General features: G+C 62.1%; 18 protein-coding genes. 6 read left to right on the top strand and 12 right to left on the bottom strand.

Annotation, left to right across the window (positions count from 1 at the left end):
• Positions 1-41: 41 nt before the first annotated feature.
• On the top strand, positions 42-1,085 hold the full coding sequence (gene pdxA, locus Q7S58_RS18125) for a 4-hydroxythreonine-4-phosphate dehydrogenase PdxA (protein ID WP_304829214.1): 1,044 nt from the start codon (positions 42-44) through the stop codon (positions 1,083-1,085).
• Positions 1,086-1,090: 5 nt separating this feature from the next.
• Positions 1,091-3,925 carry an excinuclease ABC subunit UvrA gene (uvrA, locus tag Q7S58_RS18130; protein ID WP_304829217.1) on the top strand — a complete coding sequence of 945 codons (2,835 nt, stop codon included), beginning with the start codon at positions 1,091-1,093 and terminating at the stop codon, positions 3,923-3,925.
• Positions 3,926-3,955: 30 nt separating this feature from the next.
• Here the strand turns inward: uvrA and Q7S58_RS18135 are convergent, their stop codons facing one another.
• The 3 genes from Q7S58_RS18135 to Q7S58_RS18145 are packed head-to-tail and all read right to left on the bottom strand — an operon-like array spanning position 3,956 to position 7,336.
• Complete coding sequence (locus Q7S58_RS18135; protein ID WP_304829220.1) at positions 3,956-4,573, bottom strand: DUF488 family protein; 618 nt, start codon at positions 4,571-4,573, stop codon at positions 3,956-3,958.
• Complete coding sequence (locus tag Q7S58_RS18140; protein ID WP_304829223.1) at positions 4,509-5,918, bottom strand: pitrilysin family protein; 1,410 nt, start codon at positions 5,916-5,918, stop codon at positions 4,509-4,511. Before Q7S58_RS18140 ends, Q7S58_RS18135 begins: the two co-directional genes overlap by 65 nt.
• Positions 5,915-7,336, bottom strand: a complete 1,422-nt coding sequence (locus Q7S58_RS18145; protein WP_304829226.1) for a pitrilysin family protein — start codon at positions 7,334-7,336, stop codon at positions 5,915-5,917. Before Q7S58_RS18145 ends, Q7S58_RS18140 begins: the two co-directional genes overlap by 4 nt.
• A 119-nt stretch (positions 7,337-7,455) precedes the next feature.
• On the opposite strand from Q7S58_RS18145, the gene Q7S58_RS18150 reads away from it, so the two are divergent.
• Positions 7,456-9,537, top strand: coding sequence for a nitric oxide reductase activation protein NorD (locus tag Q7S58_RS18150; RefSeq protein WP_304829229.1), 2,082 nt, complete (start codon positions 7,456-7,458; stop codon positions 9,535-9,537).
• A gap of 15 nt (positions 9,538-9,552) precedes the next feature.
• Here the strand turns inward: Q7S58_RS18150 and gpmI are convergent, their stop codons facing one another.
• The 3 genes from gpmI to Q7S58_RS18165 form a co-directional block, all read right to left on the bottom strand.
• A complete protein-coding gene (gene gpmI, locus Q7S58_RS18155; protein ID WP_304829232.1) occupies positions 9,553-11,091 on the bottom strand; it encodes a 2,3-bisphosphoglycerate-independent phosphoglycerate mutase in 1,539 nt (512 codons plus the stop codon).
• Positions 11,088-12,404, bottom strand: a complete 1,317-nt coding sequence (gene eno / locus Q7S58_RS18160) for a phosphopyruvate hydratase (RefSeq protein WP_304829235.1) — start codon at positions 12,402-12,404, stop codon at positions 11,088-11,090. Before eno ends, gpmI begins: the two co-directional genes overlap by 4 nt.
• A 98-nt stretch (positions 12,405-12,502) precedes the next feature.
• A complete protein-coding gene (locus Q7S58_RS18165) occupies positions 12,503-13,714 on the bottom strand; it encodes a CaiB/BaiF CoA-transferase family protein (protein WP_304829238.1) in 1,212 nt (403 codons plus the stop codon).
• 130 nt (positions 13,715-13,844) lie between these two features.
• On the opposite strand from Q7S58_RS18165, the gene Q7S58_RS18170 reads away from it, so the two are divergent.
• Positions 13,845-14,627 (top strand): class I SAM-dependent methyltransferase, encoded by a 783-nt coding sequence (locus Q7S58_RS18170; protein ID WP_304829241.1) that lies wholly within the window; start codon positions 13,845-13,847, stop codon positions 14,625-14,627.
• A gap of 3 nt (positions 14,628-14,630) precedes the next feature.
• On the opposite strand, the gene Q7S58_RS18175 is transcribed toward Q7S58_RS18170, so the two are convergent.
• Genes Q7S58_RS18175 through alr form a run of 6 tightly spaced genes read right to left on the bottom strand, consistent with a single transcriptional unit; the run spans position 14,631 to position 21,316 of the window.
• Complete coding sequence (locus tag Q7S58_RS18175; RefSeq protein ID WP_304829244.1) at positions 14,631-15,302, bottom strand: histidine phosphatase family protein; 672 nt, start codon at positions 15,300-15,302, stop codon at positions 14,631-14,633.
• Between the two features lie 24 nt (positions 15,303-15,326).
• Entirely contained in the window at positions 15,327-16,622 is a 1,296-nt protein-coding gene (locus Q7S58_RS18180) for a DUF1015 domain-containing protein (RefSeq protein ID WP_304829247.1), read from the bottom strand.
• On the bottom strand, positions 16,619-17,224 hold the full coding sequence (locus tag Q7S58_RS18185; protein ID WP_304829250.1) for an L-threonylcarbamoyladenylate synthase: 606 nt from the start codon (positions 17,222-17,224) through the stop codon (positions 16,619-16,621). The genes Q7S58_RS18180 and Q7S58_RS18185 overlap by 4 nt, the downstream gene beginning before the upstream one ends.
• Before the next feature lie 45 nt (positions 17,225-17,269).
• Complete coding sequence (gene purD / locus Q7S58_RS18190; RefSeq protein WP_304829254.1) at positions 17,270-18,607, bottom strand: phosphoribosylamine--glycine ligase; 1,338 nt, start codon at positions 18,605-18,607, stop codon at positions 17,270-17,272.
• Positions 18,608-18,613: 6 nt separating this feature from the next.
• Positions 18,614-20,182 carry a bifunctional phosphoribosylaminoimidazolecarboxamide formyltransferase/IMP cyclohydrolase gene (gene purH, locus Q7S58_RS18195; RefSeq protein ID WP_304829257.1) on the bottom strand — a complete coding sequence of 523 codons (1,569 nt, stop codon included), beginning with the start codon at positions 20,180-20,182 and terminating at the stop codon, positions 18,614-18,616.
• 6 nt (positions 20,183-20,188) lie between these two features.
• The gene (alr, locus tag Q7S58_RS18200) at positions 20,189-21,316 is read right to left on the bottom strand and encodes an alanine racemase (protein WP_304829260.1); all 1,128 of its coding nucleotides are present in this window, start codon (positions 21,314-21,316) and stop codon (positions 20,189-20,191) included.
• A gap of 297 nt (positions 21,317-21,613) precedes the next feature.
• On the opposite strand from alr, the gene thiS reads away from it, so the two are divergent.
• Positions 21,614-21,838 carry a sulfur carrier protein ThiS gene (gene thiS / locus Q7S58_RS18205; RefSeq protein WP_304829263.1) on the top strand — a complete coding sequence of 75 codons (225 nt, stop codon included), beginning with the start codon at positions 21,614-21,616 and terminating at the stop codon, positions 21,836-21,838.
• A 41-nt stretch (positions 21,839-21,879) separates the two neighbouring features.
• The gene (locus Q7S58_RS18210; protein ID WP_304829266.1) at positions 21,880-22,656 is read left to right on the top strand and encodes a thiazole synthase; all 777 of its coding nucleotides are present in this window, start codon (positions 21,880-21,882) and stop codon (positions 22,654-22,656) included.
• Positions 22,657-22,658 lie beyond the last annotated feature (2 nt).

Raw genomic sequence — 22,658 nt, forward strand, 5'->3', positions numbered from 1 at the left:
TGGTGAAGAAGCATTACGTCGAGACGATGTACTAGGTCGCGATGGCAGCCAGCAAAAAATCAACGCCGACGATCGCGATCAGCATGGGCGATCCGGCGGGGATCGGTCCGGAGGTGATTCTCAAGGCGATCGTGGCGATCGGACGCCGGCGGAGTGCGCCGTCGATAATCGTGATCGGCGATTTGCGCGCGATGCAGGCGGCGGCCGCGCGGCTGAAGAATGTGGCGACGCCGCGCGAGTGGCATCGCGGCGAGAGCATCCCTGCGCCGACGAAGCATGTCGCCGTGTGCGCGACATCGAAGTTGTCGGAGCGCGCGATGAGGCCGGGTCATCCGACGGTCGAAGGCGGCGGTGCGGCGTACGACTATATCGTGCGCGGCGCGCGGATGGCGCTCGATGGCGAGGTCGATGCGCTGGTGACGGCGCCGATCAGCAAGGAATGGATGAATCGCGCGGGGCATCGATTTCCAGGGCATAGCGAATTGCTGGCGCAACTTTCGCGAACCAAATTGTGGCGCATGACGTTTGCCGGCGGCGATTTGACATTGGCGCTGGTGACGACGCATATGGGACTCGCGAAAGTGGCGAGCGCGCTCACGCAGCGCAAAATTTTAGATACGGTGAACTTGCTGGCGGCGCATCTGCGGACAAAATTCGCGATCGCGAATCCGCGCATCGCGGTGCTCGGCTTCAATCCGCATGCGGGCGAAAACGGACTTTTTGGCGACGAGGAAATCCGCGTGATCGCGCCGGCGATTCGCCGCGCGCGGCGCGAGGGGATCGACGCGTTCGGTCCGCTCGCGCCCGACACAGCTTTTATCCGGCCCGACGGCAAGTTCGGCTTCGACGCGGCAGTGGCGATGTATCACGACCAGGGATTGATCGCGCTGAAGACGCTCGAGTTCGATCGCGCGGTGAACGTGACGCTCGGCCTGCCGTTTGTGCGGACTTCACCCGACCACGGCACCGCGTTCGATATCGCGGGCAAGGGCGTCGCGAATCCATCGAGCATGATCGCGGCGATCGACTATGCGTCGCGGGCCGCGGCCGGGCGCGAGGGCGCGAACAAGCGGGTGGCGGCGTAACGGCGATGGCAGATCGAATCGTCATCAAGGGCGCGCGCGAGCACAACCTGAAGAACATCGATCTCGAAATCCCGCGCGATCGCCTGGTCGTGATCACGGGGCTCTCGGGTTCGGGCAAGTCGTCGCTCGCATTCGATACGATTTACGCCGAAGGGCAGCGCCGCTACGTCGAGTCGCTATCGGCGTATGCGCGGCAATTCCTCGAGCAGATGGAGAAGCCCGATGTCGATTCGATCGAGGGGCTGTCGCCGGCAATTTCGATCGAGCAGAAGACGACGACGCGCAATCCGCGCTCGACGGTCGGGACGATCACCGAGATTTACGACTATCTGCGGCTGCTGTTTGCGCGCGTCGGCCACGCATTCTGCTACAACTGCGGCCGCGAAATCGCGCAGCAGACGGTGCAGCAGATCGTCGATCGAATCATGAGCTGGCCCGAGGGCTCGCGAATTCATGTGCTGGCGCCGATCGTGCGCGATCGCAAGGGCGAGTATCGCAAGGAGCTGGCGGATCTGAAGCGTGCGGGATTCGTGCGGGTAAAGGTCGATGGCAAGCTGTACGAGATCGGCGAAGAACCGGCGCTGAACAAGAATCAACGGCATACGATCGAGGTGATGGTCGATCGGCTCGCGATTCGCTCGGGAATCGAGAAGCGATTGTCGGATTCGCTCGAAGTCGCATTCAAATACGGCGACGATCTGCTGAAGGTCGAGCGGCTGGAAGGGCCGAAAGGCGAAAGCGAGATCTACTTCAGCCAGCGCTTCGCGTGCGTGCAATGCGGCATCTCGTATCCGGAAATCACGCCGCGGATGTTTTCGTTCAACAGTCCGCACGGCGCCTGCGCGGAGTGCTCGGGAATCGGATCGATCATGTATTTCGATCCGGAACTGGTGGTGCAGAACGAGGAATTGAGCATCACTGAGGGCGCGATCGCGCCGTGGGCGACGATGAACTATATCCAGCCGGTGCTGGAATCGCTCGCGGCGCACTACAAAATCAGCCTCGATCAGCCGTGGAAGACGATTCCGGCGCGCGCGCGCAAGGCGATTATCAACGGCTCGGGCGACGAGGAAATCGAGTTCGTGTATCAGCGCGGGCATCATCGCGCGGAGTACTCGAAAGCGTTTGAAGGCGTGCTGCAATGGCTCGATCGGCGCTACAAGGAGACCGAGTCGGAGCACGTGCGCGAATGGCTCGAAGCGTACATGAACCTGCGCGCGTGTCCGTCGTGCAACGGCGCGCGGCTCAAGAAGGAAAGCCTGTTCGTACGTTTCAACGGCAAGTCGATTTCGGAAGTCACGGCGATGTCGATCAAGCAGGCGCTGGCGTTTTATGCGGCGCCGAAGCTGAGTGCGCAGGAGACGGAAATCGCGCGGCTGATCCTGAAGGAGATTCGCGAGCGGCTGAAGTTTCTGGCTGACGTGGGACTCGATTACCTGACGCTCGATCGCACTTCGGGCAGTTTGTCGGGCGGCGAGGGCCAGCGTATCCGGCTGGCGACGCAAATCGGATCGAGCCTGGTGGGCGTGCTGTATATCCTCGACGAGCCGTCGATCGGACTTCATCAACGCGACAATCAGCGGCTGCTTGCGACGCTGAAGCGACTGCGGGAACTCGGCAACACGGTGCTGGTGGTCGAGCACGATCGCGAGACGATGCTCGAGGCGGATCATCTGATCGATATGGGGCCGGGCGCGGGAATTCACGGCGGCTACGTCGTTGCGCAAGGCACGCCGGACGAGGTGATGCGCAATCCCGATTCGCTCACCGGAAAATATCTGGCGGGCGAAGTCGAGATTCCGGTGCCGGCGCGGCGGCGGCAACTCACCGGCCGATGGCTCACGGTGAAGGGCGCGCGCGAGAACAATCTGCGCGACTTGACCGTCGCGATTCCGCTCGGCGTGTTGACCTGCGTGACCGGCGTGTCGGGCTCGGGCAAATCGACGCTGGTGCTCGACACGATTCACAAAGCGCTCTCGCAGAAGCTCAATCACAGCCGCGAGCGGGCCGGCGCGTACAAGACGATCGAAGGCGTCGAGCATCTCGACAAGGTGATTCACGTCGATCAAAGTCCGATCGGGCGCACGCCGCGCTCGAATCCGGCGACCTACACCGGACTGTTCACTCACATCCGCGAGCTGTTTGCGCAGTTGCCCGACGCGCGGATGCGCGGCTACGGGCCGGGGCGATTTTCGTTCAACGTGAAGGGCGGGCGCTGCGAGGCGTGCGAAGGCGACGGCATCATCCGGATCGAGATGCACTTTCTGCCCGACGTTTACGTGACCTGCGAAGTGTGCGCGGGCAAGCGTTACAACCGCGATACGCTGGAAATTCAGTACAAGGGCAAGAGCATTGCCGAGGTGCTCGACATGACGGTGCTCGATGCGGTCGAGTTTTTGGGATCGGTGCCGCCGATCCGGCAGAAGCTCGAGACGCTGCGCGACGTTGGGCTCGACTACATTCACCTGGGGCAATCGGCGACGACGCTGTCGGGCGGCGAGGCGCAGCGAATCAAGCTCGCGAAGGAACTCGCGCGGCGCGCGACCGGACGCACGCTGTACATCCTCGACGAGCCGACGACGGGCCTGCACTTCGACGATATCAAACGGCTGCTCGCGGTGCTGGGGCGGCTGGCGGACGCGGGCAATACGATCATCGTGATCGAGCATAATCTCGACGTGATCAAGACGGCGGACTACCTGATCGATCTTGGACCTGAAGGCGGAGATCGCGGCGGCCAAATCGTTGCGAAGGGCTCGCCGGAGGAAGTCGCGGGCGTGAAGGCGTCGCACACCGCGGAATTTCTGCGCCAGGTGCTGAATCATCGCGCGGCCGCGTGATCGCGTGCACGATCCAGCCGCTGCAGTTTACTATTTTTCTGAAAATTCGGATTGGCCGTCATACACGATCTTGCCGGCGGCGATGCGCGCGAACGGCGCGACGACGTGCGGCTTCAGTTTGCCGTCGGGCATGATGTGCTCGACGGTGACCCCGCGAATCGCGAGATGGTCCGAGATGATGCGCCGATGACACTGCCACCAGAGACCTTCCGAGCACATGTAGGCGGTCGGTGCGTGCGCGGCGGTCGCGATCAGTTCATCGAGCGCGGACTGGAAATCGGCGCTCTCGGTATGGTCGGCGTATGCGCGAAACGCGGGATGCTGCCATCCGGTGTGCGGAGAATCGGCGCGCGTGCTGCGACGACGTCCGCCCAGTTGCTGCATCCACAAATACTGAATGCCGGCATGCGCGAGCGAAGCAGATAATTCAGGCTGATTGAAATGCGGCCATTTGCGCGAACTCGGAAACGAGCGAACGTCGGCGACGATGGCGATCGCATGCATCCGCAGCAAATCGAGAAAGCGCTCGAGGGGATGGTTCGAATGCCCGATCGTGAAGATGTGTTGCGCTGGCGAATCCTCTTTACTGCGAGGCGGCCGGGCTGCTGACCTGCTTCTCGAGGTTGGCGCTGTTGATCTTCGCCTCATTCTGATTCGCGACCGCGACGACGATCACCGAACCGGGATGCAGATATTCTTTCGCGGCGCGCTGCACGTCCTCCTTGGTGATCGCTTCGATCAACTTCGGATACTTTTCGGCGTAATCGAGGCCGAGGCCGTACAGTTCGACTTGCAGCATGAAACTCGCGATGCCGCTTTGCTTGTCGATCTTGAGCGGGAAGCTGCCGATCAGAAATTTCCTCGCGCCGTCGAGTTCCGCGTCGGAGACCGGCTTCTCCTGAATCTCGCGCAGTTGCTTGAGGATCAAATCGATCGCCTGATTCGAACTCTGATTCTTGGTTTGCAGGCTCACGGTAAACGAGCCGGGGAATTTGCCCGGTTCGAAGCCGCTGCCAATCGAGTAGGCGAGCCCACCCTTGCTGCGGACGACCTGCATCAGGCGCGAGGCGAAGCCGCCGCCGCCGAGGATGTAGTTCATCACCTGCAAGCGATAGTAATCGGGATTCGAGCGCGCGACGCCGCCAAATCCCATGATGATATTTGCCTGCTGCACGCTGCGATCGATCAATTTGAGATGAAGCCCGAGCGCGACGTTCAAAGCCGCGGGCTCCGGCTGCGGCGACACGGCGCCGCTAAGGCCCGCCAGTTCTTTTTCGAGCGATGTCTTGATTTCATCGGCGGTGACGTCGCCGGCGACTGCGATCACCGCGCTGCCGAGCTTGTAGTAATCGCGATAAAAATTGCGTACGTCATCGATCGTCAGCTTGCCCGCGCTCTCGGCAGAACCCGCGTCGAGATGGCCGTACGGCGAATCGCCGAAAAGTTCCTGCGTGAATGCAACCTCGGCGGTGTAGCCGGGTTGCTCCTCTTCGGCCTTGATTTGCGCGACCTGCTCGGCGCGTTTGCGCTCAATGTCGGCATCGCGCAGTCCCGGCTCGACGAGGATACCCGCGAGCAGTTTCAGCGTGTCGCCCTGATATTTCTTGAGCGTGGTCATCCCGGCGCTGGCGTAGTCGCGGCCGGCATTGACGCCAACCGAGCTGCCCATGAAATCAACCTTCTGGTCGAATTCGGTCGAGGTGAGCTGCTTGGTGCCCTGCGAGAGACATCGCGCGGTGAGTTCAGCGAGTCCCTCTTTGCCCTTCGGATCGCGCCGTGCGCCTGCGTCGAATGCGATCGATAGAGTGACCATCGGCAGTTGATGCTCTTCCGATACGAGCAACACCGCGCCGTTGCTGAGCGTCATTCGCTTGATATCCAGCGCGAGCAACGGCGACGCCGCGAACAGGGAGAGCGTCGCGGCGATCATCGCGATGCTCGCGGTCTTTCGAGCGATGCTGCCGGCGTCAATCGATCTGATGAAGGCGATCATCGTGCCGCCTCGATTGCCGGCATCGCCGCGGCATGACGAATCTGGCCGCCACTCCGGCCACCGCCGCCATGCGGCAGGATGCCCGTGGGAATCAGCACGCCGGCAGTCATATTGGTGGCGACCAGATATTTTTTCGCAACTCGTTGCACGTCGGCGGCGGTCACCTTGTCGATGCCGTCGAGATACTTATCGACGAGACGGTAGTCGCCGAGCATTTCGTACACTCCGAGCATCATGGCCTCGCGAAAGATCGAATCCTGGCCGAACACGAACTGGGCTTGTTCGAGGTTCTTGGCTTTCTGCAGTTCAGTTTCATCGACCGGCTTGTCGCGCAGCGCCGCGAGTTCCTTTCCAACTTCGGCCCGCGTGTCCGACGCCTTCACGTCGGGACGCATCTGCGCCGACACCACGAAAACCTCGGGATCGAACGCGGTCATGTCGTAGCCGGCGCCGATACCGACTACCATCCGTTTCTCGACGACGAGCTTTTTGTAGAGGCGCGAACTTTTGCCGTCGGCGAGTAGTTCGGATGCAACTTCGAGCGCGTAAGTATCAGGACTCGAGTAATTGGGTACGTGATATGCCAACTCGAAAGCGGGCAGGTTCGCGGCGTGGCGCAATTCGACGTTGCGGACGCCGTCCTGCGGCGGTTCGACTTCGGTGACCGGCGGCGGCTTGGCGCCATTCTTAATCGATCCGAACGCTTCGCTGACCTGCTTCAAAACTTGCTCGGCGTTGAAATCACCGACCGCGACAATGATGGCGTTTTGCGGCGAGTAATAAATTTCGTGGTAAGCCATCGCGTCGGCGAGCGTGAGTCCCGCGACGTCGTGGAACCATCCGATCACCGGCCAATGATACGGATGCGCCAAAAACGCCTGTGCGCGAACGATTTCATCGAGGGCGTCTTCGGGATTGTCGTCGGTGCGCAGCCGCCGCTCCTCGAGCACGACGGCTTTTTCCGAATCGAAGCCCTTGGGATCGAAGTTGGCCATGCGATCCGCTTCGAGCGTAATCGGCACGTCGATATGGTCCTTGTTGATCACTTCGAAGTAGTCGGTGAAGTCGGAAGTGGTGAACGCGTTATCCATCCCGCCGTTCTGCTGGATGATATTCGAGAACTCTTCCGGCTTGAGTTTTTTGGTGCCGCGGAACATCAGATGCTCGAGCAGATGCGAAAGTCCGGTCTTGCCCATCTGCTCGTTGCGCGAGCCGACACGATAGAAGACGTTGAAGGTCGCGACCGGCGCCTTGTGATTCTCGAGCACCAGCACCTTGAGTCCGTTGGGAAGAGTTTGCGCCTTGACCGCGTCGGTGATGCCCGCAGTCGCCGCGGCTGAGGCGGCCAGAGACAGAATCGATGCTAATACCGTGACCCGAAGGAAGCGGCGGCGATTGCCAAAAATCGTGATGCGCATGACTTGCGATCATCTAAGTCTGCCGCTTGCAACCAAGTCAAGTTAGCATTTCAAGCGGCACGCGCAGCGAATCTCAAATTGCATCCATGCGCGAGTCTTGCCAGAATCAAGATATCAAGATGCTTCAAGCTGCTGAGAAAGCCCAGGAACTATACGAAATCAAGGGCGTGCTGACGAAGTTCATGCGGATGCTGTTTCCGCTCGAATTTCGCATCGACTCGCTCGCAAACTCCGGCCCGATGCTGCCGTTTCATTATCCGCTGCTTCCGGGCGAGATGATCTATCTGCCCGAGCGGCTCGAACCGTTCGGCACGCAAGGTGACGCGTACATTTATTATTTCGTCACGACGGCGCATCTCGCAGCCCGCCACGATTTCGGCACGTTCAAGCTCAAGCTGGCCGACATCGAAGGATTCGAAGATCGCGGCGAGACCGGTGTCGAGGCGATCGACAGCTTCGTCGCGTCGTTCGACGATCCGGGGCTTGCGGGCGCGCTGATGCGGCTTGCGGAGGGCGCGCGAATCGATGCGGAATTGGCGCGCCGTTATCGCGGACTCGCGCCCAGAATCGCGAACCTGAATCGCACGCTGCTCGCGCGGCTCCATCCGTCGTCGCTCAGCACGATGCTGGTGCGGGCGGCGCTCGGCATCGCGAATACGGATGATGGAATCGATCAGCCGTTCGCGCGGGTCGCGTCGCAGCACTTCTCGCCGATGCGCTCGCAGGGCGCCGACGTGATGACCAGCGTCAATCAGGTGAGCGCGCTCTACAAATGGTTGCAGGATTTGATCAGGCAAGCGCGCGAGGCCGGCGAAGGCGATCCGTTGTCCGACGAAGAAGCGGAGCGCATGCGCAACGATCTGATCAAGGGAATGAAAGGATCGGAAGCGCAGGCCGGCGAAGGCGAAGAGGGCGAGCAGGGTGACGGCGGCGACGGCGAGACCAATCAGGACGTGCAGATGGATGCGTCCGGCAAGCAGTCCAAGGGCGGCAAGGGCAGAGCGCTGTCGCCGGAGGAATTGCGCAAGCTGATCGAGCAGGGCGCCGAGATCAAGCCGTCGCAGGGCGACGGCAGCGCCGACGGCGACGGCATGTATCTCACGCAGCTCACCGGCAAGCAGCTCAGCGAGCTCGAGCAGATGCGCGAGCAGCTCGGCGAAATCGGATCGGTCACCGGCCAGGGGCGGCTGATGATCGCGCGCGGGCGGCAGGACTCATACTACGCTTACGACGAATGGGATTACGTGCTCGGAGAGTATCGGCGCAACTGGTGCCGGCTGCGCGAGATTACGCTGGCCGGCGACGACGGTGGATTTTTCGAGAACACGCTGGCGCGCTACTCCGAGATGCTGCCCGCGATACGGCGCAACTTCCAGCGAATCCGGCCGGCGTCGTATCGCATGGTGCGCGGACTCGAAGACGGCGAGGAGATCGACTTCGATCGCACGATCGAAGCGCGGGTGGCGCGGCTGATGGGCGAAACGCCCGACTCGCGCGTGTACAAGGCGCGCAAGAAAGAGGCGCGCGATGTCGCCACGCTGTTCCTGCTCGATATGTCGGCGTCCACCGACGAGCCGATTCATCGCGAACCGCGCAAGCATACCGATGATGACGACGCCGACGACTGGATGAAGGCATGGCAGCGGCGTCCGCAGACCGCGCAGCGTCCGCGCCGAATCATCGACGTGAACAAGGAAGCGCTGGTGATCATGGCGCAGGCGCTCGAGGAGATCGGCGACTCGTACGCGATCATGGGATTCTCGGGCCACGGGCGCGACAACGTCGAGTTCTACGTGATCAAGGAATTCGATCAGGAACTGTCGGAAGAAGTGAAGGGACGCGTCGGCGCGGTCGAGCCGAAGCGCTCGACGCGGATGGGCGCCGCGATTCGTCACGTGCGCGAAAAATTCAAGGACGTTTCATCGCGCGCCAAGCACGTCATCCTGCTAAGCGACGGTTTCCCGCAGGACTTCGACTACGGGCACGATCGGCGCTCGAACGCATACGGAATTCAGGACACGATGGTCGCGCTCAAGGAACTCGAGTTGGCGGGCGTGCTGCCGTTCTGCATCACCGTCGATAAAACGGGGCACGACTATTTGCGCCAGATGTGCCAGTCGTCGCGCTATCTGGTGATCGAGGATATCGCGTCACTGCCGCGCCAGTTGCCGAAGATCTACGAGCAAGTTATCCGCTGGTAAGTTTTGCGCTGGTAATCATGCGCTGGTAAGCACGCGGAGGTCGTGACCGGTCATCTCAGGCGGAGCTTCGAGGCCGAGCATCGCGAGCAACGTCGGCGCGACGTCGGCCAGCGTGCCGCCGCTCCTCAGGCGTCCCCGGAAATTCGGATCGAACAGAATCAGCGGCACCGGATTGGTCGTGTGCGCGGTATGCGCCTGTCCGGTCGCGGGATCGGCCATGAATTCCGCATTGCCGTGATCGGAGGTAATCAGGGCGACGCCGCTGCGCGCTCCCAGCGCCGCGATCACGACGCCGAGCGCCGCGTCGGTCGCTTCGATCGCGGCTACAGTCGCCTCGTAATGCCCGGTGTGTCCGACCATGTCGGGATTCGCGAAGTTCATCACGATCACGCCGGAGTTGCCGCTCTGGATTTCCTCGGCGGCGCGTTTAGCGATCTCGGCGGCTTTCATCGCCGGCTCGAGATCGTAAGTCGCAACCTTTGACGAGGCGATCAGCGCGCGCTCCTCGAACGGGAACGGCTTTTCGACTCCGCCGTTCAGGAAATAAGTCACATGCGCGTATTTTTCAGTCTCCGCGACGCGGAGATTTCTAAGGCCGGCATTGGCCAGCACTTCCGCGAGCGTGTTGCGGATATCTTCGGGGCCGAAGGCAAGCGGCAAGCCGAACGAGCGATCGTATTCGGTCATGCAGACGTAGCCGACCTTCGGCAATCGCGATCGCTTGAAGCCGGCGAAATCGGCGAGCGCGATCGCAGTCGTCAATTCGCGCGCGCGATCGGCGCGAAAGTTGAAACAGATTACCTGGTCGCCGTCGGCCATCGGCGAACGCTCGCCGATCACGTGAGGCTCGACGAATTCATCGCTCTTGTCGGCGGCGTACGAACGCTCGACGGCCTCGCGCGCGCTCGCAGCCGGGATTCCGTCCGCTTCGACGATCGCGCGCCACGCCTTTTCGACTCGCTCCCAGCGCTTGTCGCGATCCATCGCGAAGTAGCGCCCGATCACTGTCGCGATTCTGCCGCGGCCGAGTTGCCCAAGCTTAATTTCGAGTTGTTCGATGAAAGGCAACGCGGAGCGCGGCGGCTTGTCGCGGCCGTCGAGGATTGCGTGCACCGCGATTTTTGTGGCGCCCTCGGCCGCGGCGAGATCGAGTAGCGCGAACAGATGATCGATATGGCTGTGCACGCTGCCGTCGGAGAGCAGTCCCCAGACGTGGAGCGTCGTGCCGGATTCGACGGTCTTTTTGATCGCGCCGACTAGCTGCTGATTGCGCGCGAAAGCGCCGGTCTCGATCGCTTTCGTGATGCGCATCACGTCCTGAAAGATGACGCGTCCCGAGCCAATCGTCAGATGCCCGACTTCGGAATTTCCCATCACGCCCGGCGGCAGGCCGACCGCTTCGCCCGACGCCTCGATTTCAGTGTGCGCCTGCGTCGCGTAGAGGCGATTCATCACGGGCGTCTTCGCGTTCGCGATGGCGTTTGCCTCGCGCGCCTCACGCACGCCCCATCCGTCGAAAATGATCAGCGCTGCAACCGGCGGCCGCGTGGTCATTGGGCGTTTCCGCCGGTCACGGTTCGCTTGAAGATGCTCGCTCCCGGATATTTCGCCTTGCTACCGAGTTCGCCGGCGATTCGAAGCAGCCGATTGTATTTTGCGGTGCGCTCGCCGCGGCTCATCGAGCCCGTCTTGATTTGGCCTGCGCCGGTCGCGACGACGAGGTCTGCGATAGTCGTATCTTCGGTTTCGCCCGAGCGATGCGATATCACCGCGGTGTAGCCCGCCTCGCGCGCCATCGCGATCGTGTCGAGCGTTTCGGTCAGCGTGCCGATCTGGTTGAGCTTGACGAGAATCGAGTTGCCGACTTTTTCATCGATCCCGCGCTTCAGCCGCTTGGTGTTGGTGACGAAGAGATCGTCGCCGACCAGTTGCGTCGTCGCGCCGAGTTCGCGGGTCAGGATGCGCCAGCCGGCCCAATCGTCTTCGGACAAGCCATCTTCGATCGAGACGATCGGATACTGCGTGGTCCAACGCTTGTAAAATTCGACCATCTCTTCGGCGCTGCGAGTGCTCTTGTCCGAGCGCGCAAATACATATTTGCCGTTGTCGAAAAATTCGCTCGACGCGGGATCGAGCGCGAGCGCGACGTCCACGCCGGCGCGATAACCGGCCTTCGCGATCGCCTCGAGAATCACCTCGATTGGTTCCTCGTTGCTTTTGAGATTCGGCGCGAAGCCGCCTTCGTCGCCGACGTTGGTCGAATGTCCACGCTTTTTGAGCACGCTCGCGAGCGCGTGAAAAACTTCGGCGCCCATCCGGATCGCGTCGGCAAAATTCGGCGCGCCGAGCGGCATGATCATGAACTCCTGCATGTCCACGTTCGAGTCCGCGTGACTGCCGCCGTTCAGCACGTTCATCATCGGCACCGGCAGGATGTGCGCGTTGGGATTTAGATGCAGATAAAGCGGCACGCCATGCGCGGCGGCCGCGGCATGCGCGGCCGCGAGCGATACGCCGAGCATCGCGTTGGCGCCGAGCTTCGATTTGTTCTCGGTGCCGTCGAGCGCGATCAGCGTATCGTCGAGATTTTTCTGCGCGCTCGCATCGACGCCCTTGAGGCGGCGCGCGATTGCATCGTTGACGTTGGCGACGGCCTTCAAAACGCCCTTGCCGCCGTATCGTTTCGCGTCGCCGTCGCGCAGTTCGAGCGCCTCGTGCACGCCGGTGGACGCGCCCGACGGAACCGCCGCGCGGCCAAGCGCGCCGCCGCTTAAACGCACGTCAACTTCGATCGTTGGATTGCCGCGCGAATCGAGAATCTCGCGCGCCTTGATTTCGGTGATGTCTGTCTTGGTGCTTGCCACCATCTCTCGTCCTCGCCGCATAACAACGGAAGGCTTCGCATTCTAGAGCACCGCGATCACCTTGTCACGAAGCGAATTCTGATTCGCGCTGCGGCTATGGATTAGATCGCGCCGGAATCGCGTAGCGCGCCGATTTCCTCCCAGCTATAGCCAAGCTCGAGCAGAATTTCCTCGGAGTGCTGGCCGTGTTCGGGCGGCATCCGCGCCTCGGTGGTGACTTCGCCGTTCATCGTGACCGGCGTTCCCGAGACCAGCACTTTGCCCGCGACCGGATGATCGAGTTCGAGCAGGTAACCGTTGACGCGCGCCTGCTCGCTCTTGAGCATCGTTTTGTAATCGACGACTTCCGTCGCGAGGATGTCGGCGTCGGTGAGTTCTTTGAGCCATTGCTGGCTGGTCTTCTTCGGGAAAATTTCGTCGAGCACTTTCTGAATCTTGTCGCCGTGGAAATTCCGGATCACGTTGTCGGAAAACTCGGGATCCTTTTCCAGATGCTGGATTCCAAGAATCCTGCAGAACGACGGCCAGCGCTTTTCATCGACGCCCGCGATACAGATGTGGCCGTCGCTGGTCGGGAACGCGCCCCACACGCCGTGCAAAAATTGATGCCCGCGGCCCGCGCGCTCCGGTTCGACGCCGCTGATCGACGTGTAGTTGATCTCCATCCCCTGCATCGCGATCATCGTGCCGTAAATCGAGGCGTCCACTTTCTGTCCCTGGCCGGTTCGCTCCCGCGCGAACAGCGCCGCGAGAATTCCGTTGGCGAGGCTGAGCGCGCCCGAATGATCGGCGATAAACATCCCGGCCGCGAGCGGCGGATCGTTTGGCATCCCGGTTTTCGCCATCACGCCGCTGGCCGCCTGCGCGAGCGTGTCACGGCTAGGGCGCGTGACCCACGGCCCCTTTGGTCCCCACGAACTCCCCTGGCCATACACGATGCGCGGATTCAATTTGCGCGCGTCTTCGTAGCCGAGACCGAGGCGATCGAGCACGCCGGGCCGATAGTTCGTCACCAGCACGTCGTACGATTTCAGCATCCGGCGGACCATTTCGATCGCGTCGGGTTTTTTGAGATCGGCGGTGATGCTGCGTTTGCCGCGATTCATCGCGATGAAGTAATGCGACACGGTCGGGTTCTTCACGTCGGGCCCGCCGATCAGCGAAGTCAGCATCCAGCGGCTCAAATCGCCGGTTTCCTTGTTTTCGATTTTGATGACATCGGCGCCCATGTCGGCCAGGAACAGCGATGCGAACGGTCCCTGAATTTCCTGCGCGATTTCGACGACTTTGATTCCTTCCAGTGGCTTGCTCATTTCGACACCCGCTAAACGGTCGTTCAAATTGACGGACGCGCGGGCATTATCATGCGTACCGGCGCGCGATCTCAAGGGTTGTCGCGCGCGGCTTTGGGCTCGCCTCGCCGATACCGTAAGCTCATCGCCGATGGAACCGAGCATCTACGAGTATCCGGAAATTTTTCGCCACGCCCATCTCGAAAGTCCCGGCGAAATTCCCGCCGAAGTCGAATTTCTGAAACTGATCTTGGCGCGCCACATCAAACGGCCAGTGCGCCGCATGCTCGATATCGGATGCGGCGATTCGCCGCACGGGGTGCGGATTGCGCGCGCGGGAATCGAAGTGGTCGGCATCGATCGCTCGCGCGAAATGATCGCGGCGGGACGAAAGAACTCGCGCGATTTGCCGAACATCCGCTTTTATCAGCGCGCGATCGAAAAATTCAGCCTGCCGGAACGGCCTTTCGATGCCGCAATTTTCATGTGCGAGACATTTCCGGTGATCGCCACCAATGCCGACCTGCTGTCGCATCTGAAGTCGGTCGGAAAGCTGATGCGCCGCGGCGGGATTTATTGCATCGATATCGATCGCCAGGATATCGAACGCCGCCCGCGCCGTCGCAAGCTGTGGCGCAAGCGCGACGCGTCGGCGCGCGGGATCCCGCTCAAGATTCGCGAATTCAACCGGCCGCTCCCGTGGCACTCGCCGCTGCACTCTATCTATGAACTCGAATGCGCGATCGAATTCCCCGCAGGACGCGTCGTCACCCGCGATTTGATTCCGGTGCGGTTCACGTTGCCGAGCACGCTCGAACTTGCGGCGCTCGCGTCCGGGATGTTCGAGATGGCGGCAGCATACGCGGACTTGTCGTTCGACAAACCAATCGAGCAATGCCGCTACCGATGGTGGGGCGTCCTGAAAAGAGTGTGACCGCTACTTCGAATGATGACGCGTGCTGGCGAGATGCTCGACGATGTCGAGCGCGTGCGGATGCCATCGGTCGCCGAAATGCAGGATGTGAATCGAGGCCAGCTCGACGGTCGGCTGCGCGCCTGAGAGCTTGCGCACAATCGCGCGGATAACGCCGCGATGCGCCACCACCAACGCGTCGTGCGGCTCGCGATCTTCAGCGTGAGCGCGGTGCGCCGTCCAAATCTCGAGCATCCGATCGACGCCGCGCTCGACGCGTTGGACAAACGCCGTGCGATTCTCGCCTTCAGGATAAGTGTATCCGGGCGCGAGCCGATCGAGATTCCAGCGGGCGAACTCCTCGGGAAAACGTTCGCTGATCTCACCGGCGGTGAGGCCCTCGAACAATCCGAAATGCACTTCGGCGAAATCGTCGATAATGTCGAGCGCGGTCGAACCGCCCGCGATGATGCGTGCGCTCTCTGATGCGCGCATCAACGGACTCGAGAAAATGCGCGAAAACGGCGCGCGCTCGCGGACCGATTCGAGGTGGATGCGAGCGGCGCGCATCTGCGCGCGCCCCAGGTCGGACAGCGCGATGTCGTTGCGCCCGTGGTAGCGGATACTCGACTCGCCTTCGGTCTCTCCGTGGCGAACCAGGAACAATCTTGCGCCGTGCTCCGATGTGATTTTCATGTCGGCGAAATCGCGCGCGGCGCTCTAGTCGGAATCGAAAATCGGATTCATCACCAAACCAGTCAGCAGCTTGGGATAAAAGTAGGTGGACTTTTCAGGCATCGTCGCGCCGGCGTCGCTGACTCGTTCGACATCCTGAATCGATGGCGGCGTCATGATGAACGCGCCGTCGGCGCGTCCTTGCGCAACCGCGCCCAGCGCGCCGCCGGTTTCGATCGTGTACTCGATATTGCCGCCCTTGCGGACCTCGCCGGGCTTGATTCCGAAGATTTGATCGAGAATCAAAGCGTGCAGCACGGAAACGTCGAGCTCGCGGACCTCGCGCGGGATTCCGGGCAGCGCGGATTCGAGCGCGGCGCGATCGCGCAGGCGCAGAATAAAAAAATTGCGGGTGCCTTTCAGCGCGACGCCGATCGTGCCGTGCGCGGCCTCGTCCATCTTCGCGCGAAACGCATCGCGCTTGGCGATCTCCTCGACGTCGAAGTTCTCGCGCGCATGCTCTGCGAATAGCGCAATCGCGTCAGCCGCCAGCGACTTCACCACGCGATGCGTCGGCAGGATTACCAGACCCGGATCGTCGCAGGCAACCAGCGTCATCATCGTATAATCGTACGGCCGCGGCTCGCTCGACGGATTGGCGGCGCTGCGTTCGCGGCGATAGTTGAGCGCGGTCTCATAACGATGGTGTCCATCCGCGATCAGAATCCGCGACGATTCGAGTTCGCGCTGAATCGCCGCAATTTCGCCCGGTTGATCGATCGCGCGCAACTCATTGCGCATCCCGAGGTCGTCTTCGAAGTCGAACAGAGGCTCGCGCGCCGCGACCGATTCGCGCAGGCGATCCAGCTCAGGATGCGCGCCCGAATACAGCCCGAAGATCGAGCTGGTGTTCACTGCGATCGCTTGCAGCAGCTTCAGGCGGTCTTCCTTGGCGGCGGGGAAAGTTTTTTCATGCGGCAGGATGCGCCCGTGGCCGAATTCCTCGAGCTTCACCCGCGCGATGTATCCGGTGCGATGAATCAAGCGGCCTTCGACGTCGAAGCTTTGCCGATAGTGATAGATCGCGGGACGCGGCGCGCGCTCGAGCACCTTCGCGTCGAGCCACTCGCGCAGAGTTTTGTGCGCGGCGGAGTAGCGATCGGCGTCGCGGCCAAATTCGAGACGCACTACATTATAGCGACTCCGATCGTAGAGCTGATTCTGCCGTGCGGCGCCAATCAGATCGTACGGCGGCGCGACGACCGTGGCGGGTTCGCCCGCAAGCTTGCGATTGTAGAGCAGCGGACGGAACGGCTCGATACGTTGGCCGAGCGCGCTCACTTCATCACCGCGCCGGCCAGCACGGCCGCGATTTGAGCTTCCGAGATAGCGCCGATTCTGATCATCTTTACTTTATCCCGCCTGATCGCGACGACCGTACTGGGCGCCGCCGCGGTCAACTTTCCACCTTCAAGATAAACTTTAACTTTTGCGCCGAACGCCGATCGAGCCTCTGCGAGAGTCATCGCAGGCGCCTCGCCGCTCAGATTCGCGCTGGTCGCCGTGATCGGATTGCCTAAACCACGCGCCAACCCGCGCGCGATCGGATGCGGCGACACGCGCACTCCGATCCCGTCGGCGCCGATCAGCTCCGGCGCGAAACCTTCACGCGCTGGAAGCACGAGCGTGAGCGGGCCCGGCCAGAATGCGTCGGCCAGCCGCCGCGCCGGCTCGGAAACTTCTCGCGTGATCGAAAACGCCATCGCGGCGTCAGCGGCAATCATTCCCACCGGTCGCTCAGGCTCGCGCGCCTTCGCCGCGAACAACAATTTCAATGCGCTCGCGGAAAACGGATCGGCGCCCAGCCCGTAAAATGTTTCGGTTGGATAGACCACCAATTCGCCTTCCTGCAACGCCGCGATACCATCTTCGAGCCTGAACATCTTTGATTCGCCCGACCGCGCCCCATCGAAAATGCTGCCGATGAATTATACGGATGCGCCGCCGGTCGCCGAAATACGCGCCAATGCGCGGCCCGCGATGTCGCGCCGGAAATGGCGGCCCTCGAACCGGATCATCTCGGCCGCCTGGTACGCCGCATCGACGGCCGCCGCGAGCTTCGGCGCCATCGCGGTGACAGTCAGCACGCGCCCGCCGTCGGTGACAAGGCGTCCGTCGCGGATCGCGGTGCCATTGTGGAAGACCTTGACGCGAATTTTATTGAGCGCCCATTTCGTTTTGATTTCCGACGGCGCGTTGCCTTCGATTCGATCGAGATCCGCAATCTCGACGCCCTTCGCGTATTCGCCCGGATAGCCGCCCGACGCCATCACGACCGCGACCGCGCTGCGCGGCGACAGCCTGAACGACGCTTCTGTGAGCTTGCCTTCGGCGGCCGCCAGCAACGTCGCGGCGAGATCGCCGTCGAAGCGCATCATCAACGCTTCGCATTCAGGATCGCCGAAGCGGGCATTGAATTCGATCACATTGATCTGGTCGCCGTCGATCATCAGGCCGGCGAACAGAACGCCGCGAAACGGTGTGCCGCGCGCGTTCATCGCGGCGAGCGTGGGCGAAATGACTTCGCGCATGATGCGCGCTTCGAGTTCGGCGCCGAACTGAGGCACCGGTGAATAGGCGCCCATGCCGCCGGTGTTGGGACCGCGATCGCCGTCGAAGATTGCCTTGTGATCCTGCGCGGAGCCGAGCGCGATCGCATTTTCGCCGTCGCACAGCGCGAAGAACGACAACTCCTCGCCGGTGAGAAATTCCTCGATCACGACGCGATTGCCCGCGGCGCCGAATCTGCGGAGATCCATCGCGTCGGCGATTGCCTGCAGCGCGGCGCTCTCGTCGCGGCATACGACGACGCCTTTGCCGAGCGCGAGGCCGTCGGCCTTGACTACGACGGAACGCTTGCGCGAGCGAACATAGCGGCGCGCGGCGTCGGCGTCGTCAAACGATTCGAAGTCCGCGGTGGGAACGCCCGCCTCGCGCATCACGGCCTTCGCGAATGACTTGCTGGTTTCGAGTTGTGCTGCCGCCGCAGTTGGCCCGAAGATTTTGAGTCCCGCGCTTGCAAACTCGTCGACGATTCCTGCTGCGAGCGGATCCTCGGGTCCGACGACGGTGAGGTCTATCTCTTTGTCACGCGCGAATTCGATCAACGCGGCGAAGTCGGTTGGTGCGATCGCGACCGGCTCGGCAATCTGATGGATCCCCGGATTTCCGGTCGCGCAAAAAATCTTCCAGACGCTTTCGCTCTGATGCAGGCGCCAAGCGAGCGCGTGCTCGCGACCTCCCTTGCCGATGACGAGAACTTTCATCGCGAGTTAATGGCGGAAATGGCGCACCCCGGTGAAGACCATCGCCAGGCCGTACTTGTCGGCGGCGGCGATCACTTCGTCGTCGCGCACCGCGCCGCCCGGCTGTGCAATCGCGGTGGCGCCGGCCTCCGCCGCGAGCGTCGGTCCGTCGGGAAAAGGAAACAATGCTTCCGATACCAGCACTGAACCTTCGAGCGATACTTTTAGCCGTGTGGCTTTTTCGCGCGCCGCGTAAACCGGATCGATGCGCGAAGTTGCGCCGCCGCCGACTGCGAGCGTGCGATCGGCGCCGACAAATGCGATCGCATTGGACTTGATATGCTTGCAGACCTTGATTCCGAACGTGAGCGCGTCCAATTCCGCGCCGGTCGGCGCCCGCCGCGTGACAATTTTCCCCTGGCGCGGATCTTCGATCGCCAGATCCGGCGTTTGCACCAGCAGGCCGCCCAGCACTTTTTTTAAATCGAGTTCGCTCCGATCGACGGCCTCCGGATGAAAGGTCATCACGCGGCGATTCTTCTTCTTGCGCAGGAATTCGATCACTTCGGGCGGATACTCGGGACCGATTAAAACTTCGGTGAACAGTTCGTCCACCGCACGCGCAAATTCCAAATCCCATGCGCGATTCGAAATGATTATACCGCCGAACGGCGAATCCGGATCGGTCGCGAACGCCTTGTCCCACGCGCCCTTCAGCGTATCGCCGACGCCGACGCCGCACGGCGTGTTGTGCTTCAGGATCGCGACCACCGCGCGCCGCTCGGCCTGAAACTCGAGCATCAAGTTGATTGCCGAGCTGATATCGACGACGTTGTTGAACGACAGTTCCTTGCCGTGCAACTGATGCGCAATCTCGTGAAAACGCCCGTACAGTGCGCCGGTCTGATGCGGATTCTCGCCGTAGCGGAGCGCCTGTTCGCGCGGTAGCGAAAGATTGAACGTCTCGCCGAGCGGAGACGAATCATCCGCGCCGGCATGCGTACCAAGATAGTTCGCGATTGCGGCGTCGTAGGCGGCGACCCGCGCGAACGCCTTGCGCGCCAGCCGCCATCGCGTTTCCGCACTGATCGCGCCGCGATTCGAATCGAGTTCCGTGACGATCGCCGGGTAGTCCGCCGGATCGACGACCACGGTGACGTCGCGATGATTCTTCGCTGCGGATCGCACCAGCGCCGGACCGCCGATATCGATATTCTCGATCGCGTCCTCGAGCGTCACGCCGGCTTTTGCGACCGTCTGCTCAAACGGATAAAAATTCACGACCACCAGATCGATCGGCTCGATGCTGTTCTCGCGCATCTGGCGCTGATGATTTACGTCGTCGCGCCGCGCGAGGATTCCGCCGTGCAGTTTCGGATGCAGCGTCTTTACGCGCCCGTCGAACATCTCGGGCGAGCCGGTGAAATTTTCGACCGCGCGAACTTTTACGCCCGCCGCCTGCAGCGCCGCCATCGTGCCGCCAGTCGAAAGAATCTCGACGCCGTGGCGCTCGAGCGCGCGCGCCAACTTATCGAGGCCGTCCTTGTTCGACACGCCCAACAGTGCGCGCTTGATCGCGCCATCATTACTGTTCATCCGCAACTACTCCCGGCTGATGCGCGGCACCCGCCTGCCGACGGTGCAGAGCATCTCGTATGAAATTGTCTGCGCGAGCCGCGCGACGTCATTGACGCTGATCATGTCCGCGCCGCCGGCGCCCCACAAGATCACTTCGTCGCCGACCGCGGCGTCCGGCACGTCGGTGACGTCGATCGTGGTCAAATCCATCGAGACTGCGCCGACGACGGGCGCGCGAGCGCCGCGCACAATCACCTCGCCGCCGTGCTGCAATCCGCGCCGATAACCGTCCGCATAGCCAACCGGCAGCACGCCGATCATGCAGTCGCGCGGCGCGATGAAAGTGTGGCCGTAACCGACGCCGCTGCCGGCCGGCGCGTTTTTGAGTTGCATCAGGCGCGTCTTGAAGGTCATCACCGGCCGCAACGCGACGCGTTCGCGCACCGCCGGGACCGGTGGCAAGCCGTAAATCGCGAGGCCGGGCCGCACGAAATTGAAATGCGAATCCTGGCGCATCACGAGCGCCGCGGAGTTCGCGACGTGCACGATCTCAGGGCGCATCCCGTTGGCTGCGAGCGTATCGAGCGCGGCGTGGAACACGCGAAGCTGCGCGTCGGTGATCGGACTCGACGGATCGCCGGCATTCGCGAGCAAGGTGCATACGCCTTCGAGCCGCACGGCCTTTGCGCGCCGAACCGCCGCGATCAGGTCGCCGATCTGCGGCGGCATCACGCCGAGGCGCGTCGCGCCGCTGTCGATCTTGAGGTGGATCGGAAAATCGCGCCGGCCCGATGCGATCGCTGCATCGTCGAGCAGTCCGATCAGTGCAACGTCGAAAACGAACGGCGTGAGATCGAGCTCGACGATATGCCGCGCCTGCTCGGGGAAAAATCCCGCTTGCAGATAGATGCGCGAACTGATTCCCGCCTCGCGCAGTTCGCGCGCCTCGTCGAGCGTGGCGACGCCAAAATGGCGGCATCCTTCGCCGAGCAAAGTCCGCGCGACGGTCACCGCGCCATGGCCATAAGCGTCGGCCTTGACGACCACCATCAGCTCGCCGCCGGGCGCCAGGGCGCGCAGCGCGCGGAAGTTGTGGCGGAGCGCGCCGAGATCGATTTCGGCGACGGTCGGGCGATGCGTTGCGGCTGTCATCTGCGGAAGATGGTCGGCGTTCAACTGCGATTGTAGCGCAGATGCGCGCGTTACTTCACGGTGCGAGCGTGCTCAACTAACATCGGTCATCGTCACAGTCAATCGACGCGGCGACGAGATGCTTTGTACGTGACGGCGACGCGCTGTTTGAATCGATTTGCGGCGCCTGGCCGACTCGCCCGACCAATTTTGACAGCCCTTCGAGCGGGTTGTATAAACGAGCAGGCTCGGCGGATGCGCGAGATGCGCGTCGAAACGGGCCGCAAGACCGCTCGACCCGATCCGCGGCTTCCCACAATGTCCGAAAAATCGGCCTCCGCCATCGCGATCACTCTGAACGGCGATCCATATACAATCGAAGGTGACCCGCGCGTCGCAGCGTTGATCGAGCGCCTCGGGATTAGGCCGACACGGGTCGCGGTCGAAATCAACAGCGAGATTGTTCCGAAGGCGCGATTCGCCGAAACTGTGATCAGCGCAGGCGACGTGGTTGAGGTCATCAACTTCGTCGGCGGCGGATGAGCCCGCTCACGCAATCGCGACACGCGGAATCAAAGGTAGTTATGCAAGACATTCCATTCGAACTGGGCGGCAAGCAATTCAAGTCGCGGCTAATCGTCGGCACCGGAAAATATAAGGACTTCGCCGAGACGAAGGCGGCGATCGAGGAGAGCGGCGCGGAAATCGTCACGGTCGCGCTGCGCCGCGTGAACATCACCGATCGCAAAAAAGAAAATCTCCTCGACTATATCGATCCGAAGCGCTACCAGATTCTGCCGAACACCGCCGGATGCTTCACCGCCGAGGAAGCCATTCGCACTTGCCGCCTCGCGCGCGAAGTCGGCATCGGCGAGTTGGTGAAGCTCGAAGTGATCGGCGACACCAAGACGCTTTTTCCCGACGTCACCGCGACGATCGAAGCAGCGCGGGTGCTGGTCAAAGAGGGTTTCAAGGTGATGCCGTATGTCACCGATGATCCGGTGGCGTGCCTGAGATTGCAGGAGATCGGATGCGTCGCGGTGATGCCGCTGGCGGCGCCGATCGGCTCGGGCCTCGGCATCCGCAACCCGTTCAACCTCGCGATCATCATCGAGCAGGCCAAGGTGCCGGTGATTGTCGATGCGGGCGTCGGTACCGCGTCGGACGCGGCGGTCGCGATGGAACTCGGCTGCGACGGAGTGCTGATGAACACGGCGATCGCGGGCGCGAAGGATCCGATCGCGATGGCGCGCGCGATGAAACTTGGCGTCGAAGCGGGACGCCTCGCGTTTCTGGCGGGGCGAATCGAGCGGCGGCTGTACGCGACCGCGTCGAGCCCGCTCACCGGACTCATCGGATAAAT

The organism is Candidatus Binatus sp., from assembly GCF_030646925.1.
Classification (GTDB): Bacteria; Desulfobacterota; Binatia; order Binatales; family Binataceae; genus Binatus.

Bases quoted from the DNA above. Each gene is read 5' to 3' on its own strand.
- pdxA (WP_304829214.1), top strand. From the start codon at position 42: ATGGCAGCCAGCAAAAAATCAACGCCGACGATCGCGATCAGCATGGGC.
- uvrA (WP_304829217.1), top strand. From the start codon at position 1,091: ATGGCAGATCGAATCGTCATCAAGGGCGCGCGCGAGCACAACCTGAAG.
- Q7S58_RS18135 (WP_304829220.1), bottom strand. From the start codon at position 4,573: ATGAGGCGAAGATCAACAGCGCCAACCTCGAGAAGCAGGTCAGCAGCC.
- Q7S58_RS18140 (WP_304829223.1), bottom strand. From the start codon at position 5,918: ATGATCGCCTTCATCAGATCGATTGACGCCGGCAGCATCGCTCGAAAG.
- Q7S58_RS18145 (WP_304829226.1), bottom strand. From the start codon at position 7,336: ATGCGCATCACGATTTTTGGCAATCGCCGCCGCTTCCTTCGGGTCACG.
- Q7S58_RS18150 (WP_304829229.1), top strand. From the start codon at position 7,456: ATGCTTCAAGCTGCTGAGAAAGCCCAGGAACTATACGAAATCAAGGGC.
- gpmI (WP_304829232.1), bottom strand. From the start codon at position 11,091: ATGACCACGCGGCCGCCGGTTGCAGCGCTGATCATTTTCGACGGATGG.
- eno (WP_304829235.1), bottom strand. From the start codon at position 12,404: ATGGTGGCAAGCACCAAGACAGACATCACCGAAATCAAGGCGCGCGAG.
- Q7S58_RS18165 (WP_304829238.1), bottom strand. From the start codon at position 13,714: ATGAGCAAGCCACTGGAAGGAATCAAAGTCGTCGAAATCGCGCAGGAA.
- Q7S58_RS18170 (WP_304829241.1), top strand. From the start codon at position 13,845: ATGGAACCGAGCATCTACGAGTATCCGGAAATTTTTCGCCACGCCCAT.
- Q7S58_RS18175 (WP_304829244.1), bottom strand. From the start codon at position 15,302: ATGAAAATCACATCGGAGCACGGCGCAAGATTGTTCCTGGTTCGCCAC.
- Q7S58_RS18185 (WP_304829250.1), bottom strand. From the start codon at position 17,224: ATGTTCAGGCTCGAAGATGGTATCGCGGCGTTGCAGGAAGGCGAATTG.
- purD (WP_304829254.1), bottom strand. From the start codon at position 18,607: ATGAAAGTTCTCGTCATCGGCAAGGGAGGTCGCGAGCACGCGCTCGCT.
- purH (WP_304829257.1), bottom strand. From the start codon at position 20,182: ATGAACAGTAATGATGGCGCGATCAAGCGCGCACTGTTGGGCGTGTCG.
- alr (WP_304829260.1), bottom strand. From the start codon at position 21,316: ATGACAGCCGCAACGCATCGCCCGACCGTCGCCGAAATCGATCTCGGC.
- thiS (WP_304829263.1), top strand. From the start codon at position 21,614: ATGTCCGAAAAATCGGCCTCCGCCATCGCGATCACTCTGAACGGCGAT.
- Q7S58_RS18210 (WP_304829266.1), top strand. From the start codon at position 21,880: ATGCAAGACATTCCATTCGAACTGGGCGGCAAGCAATTCAAGTCGCGG.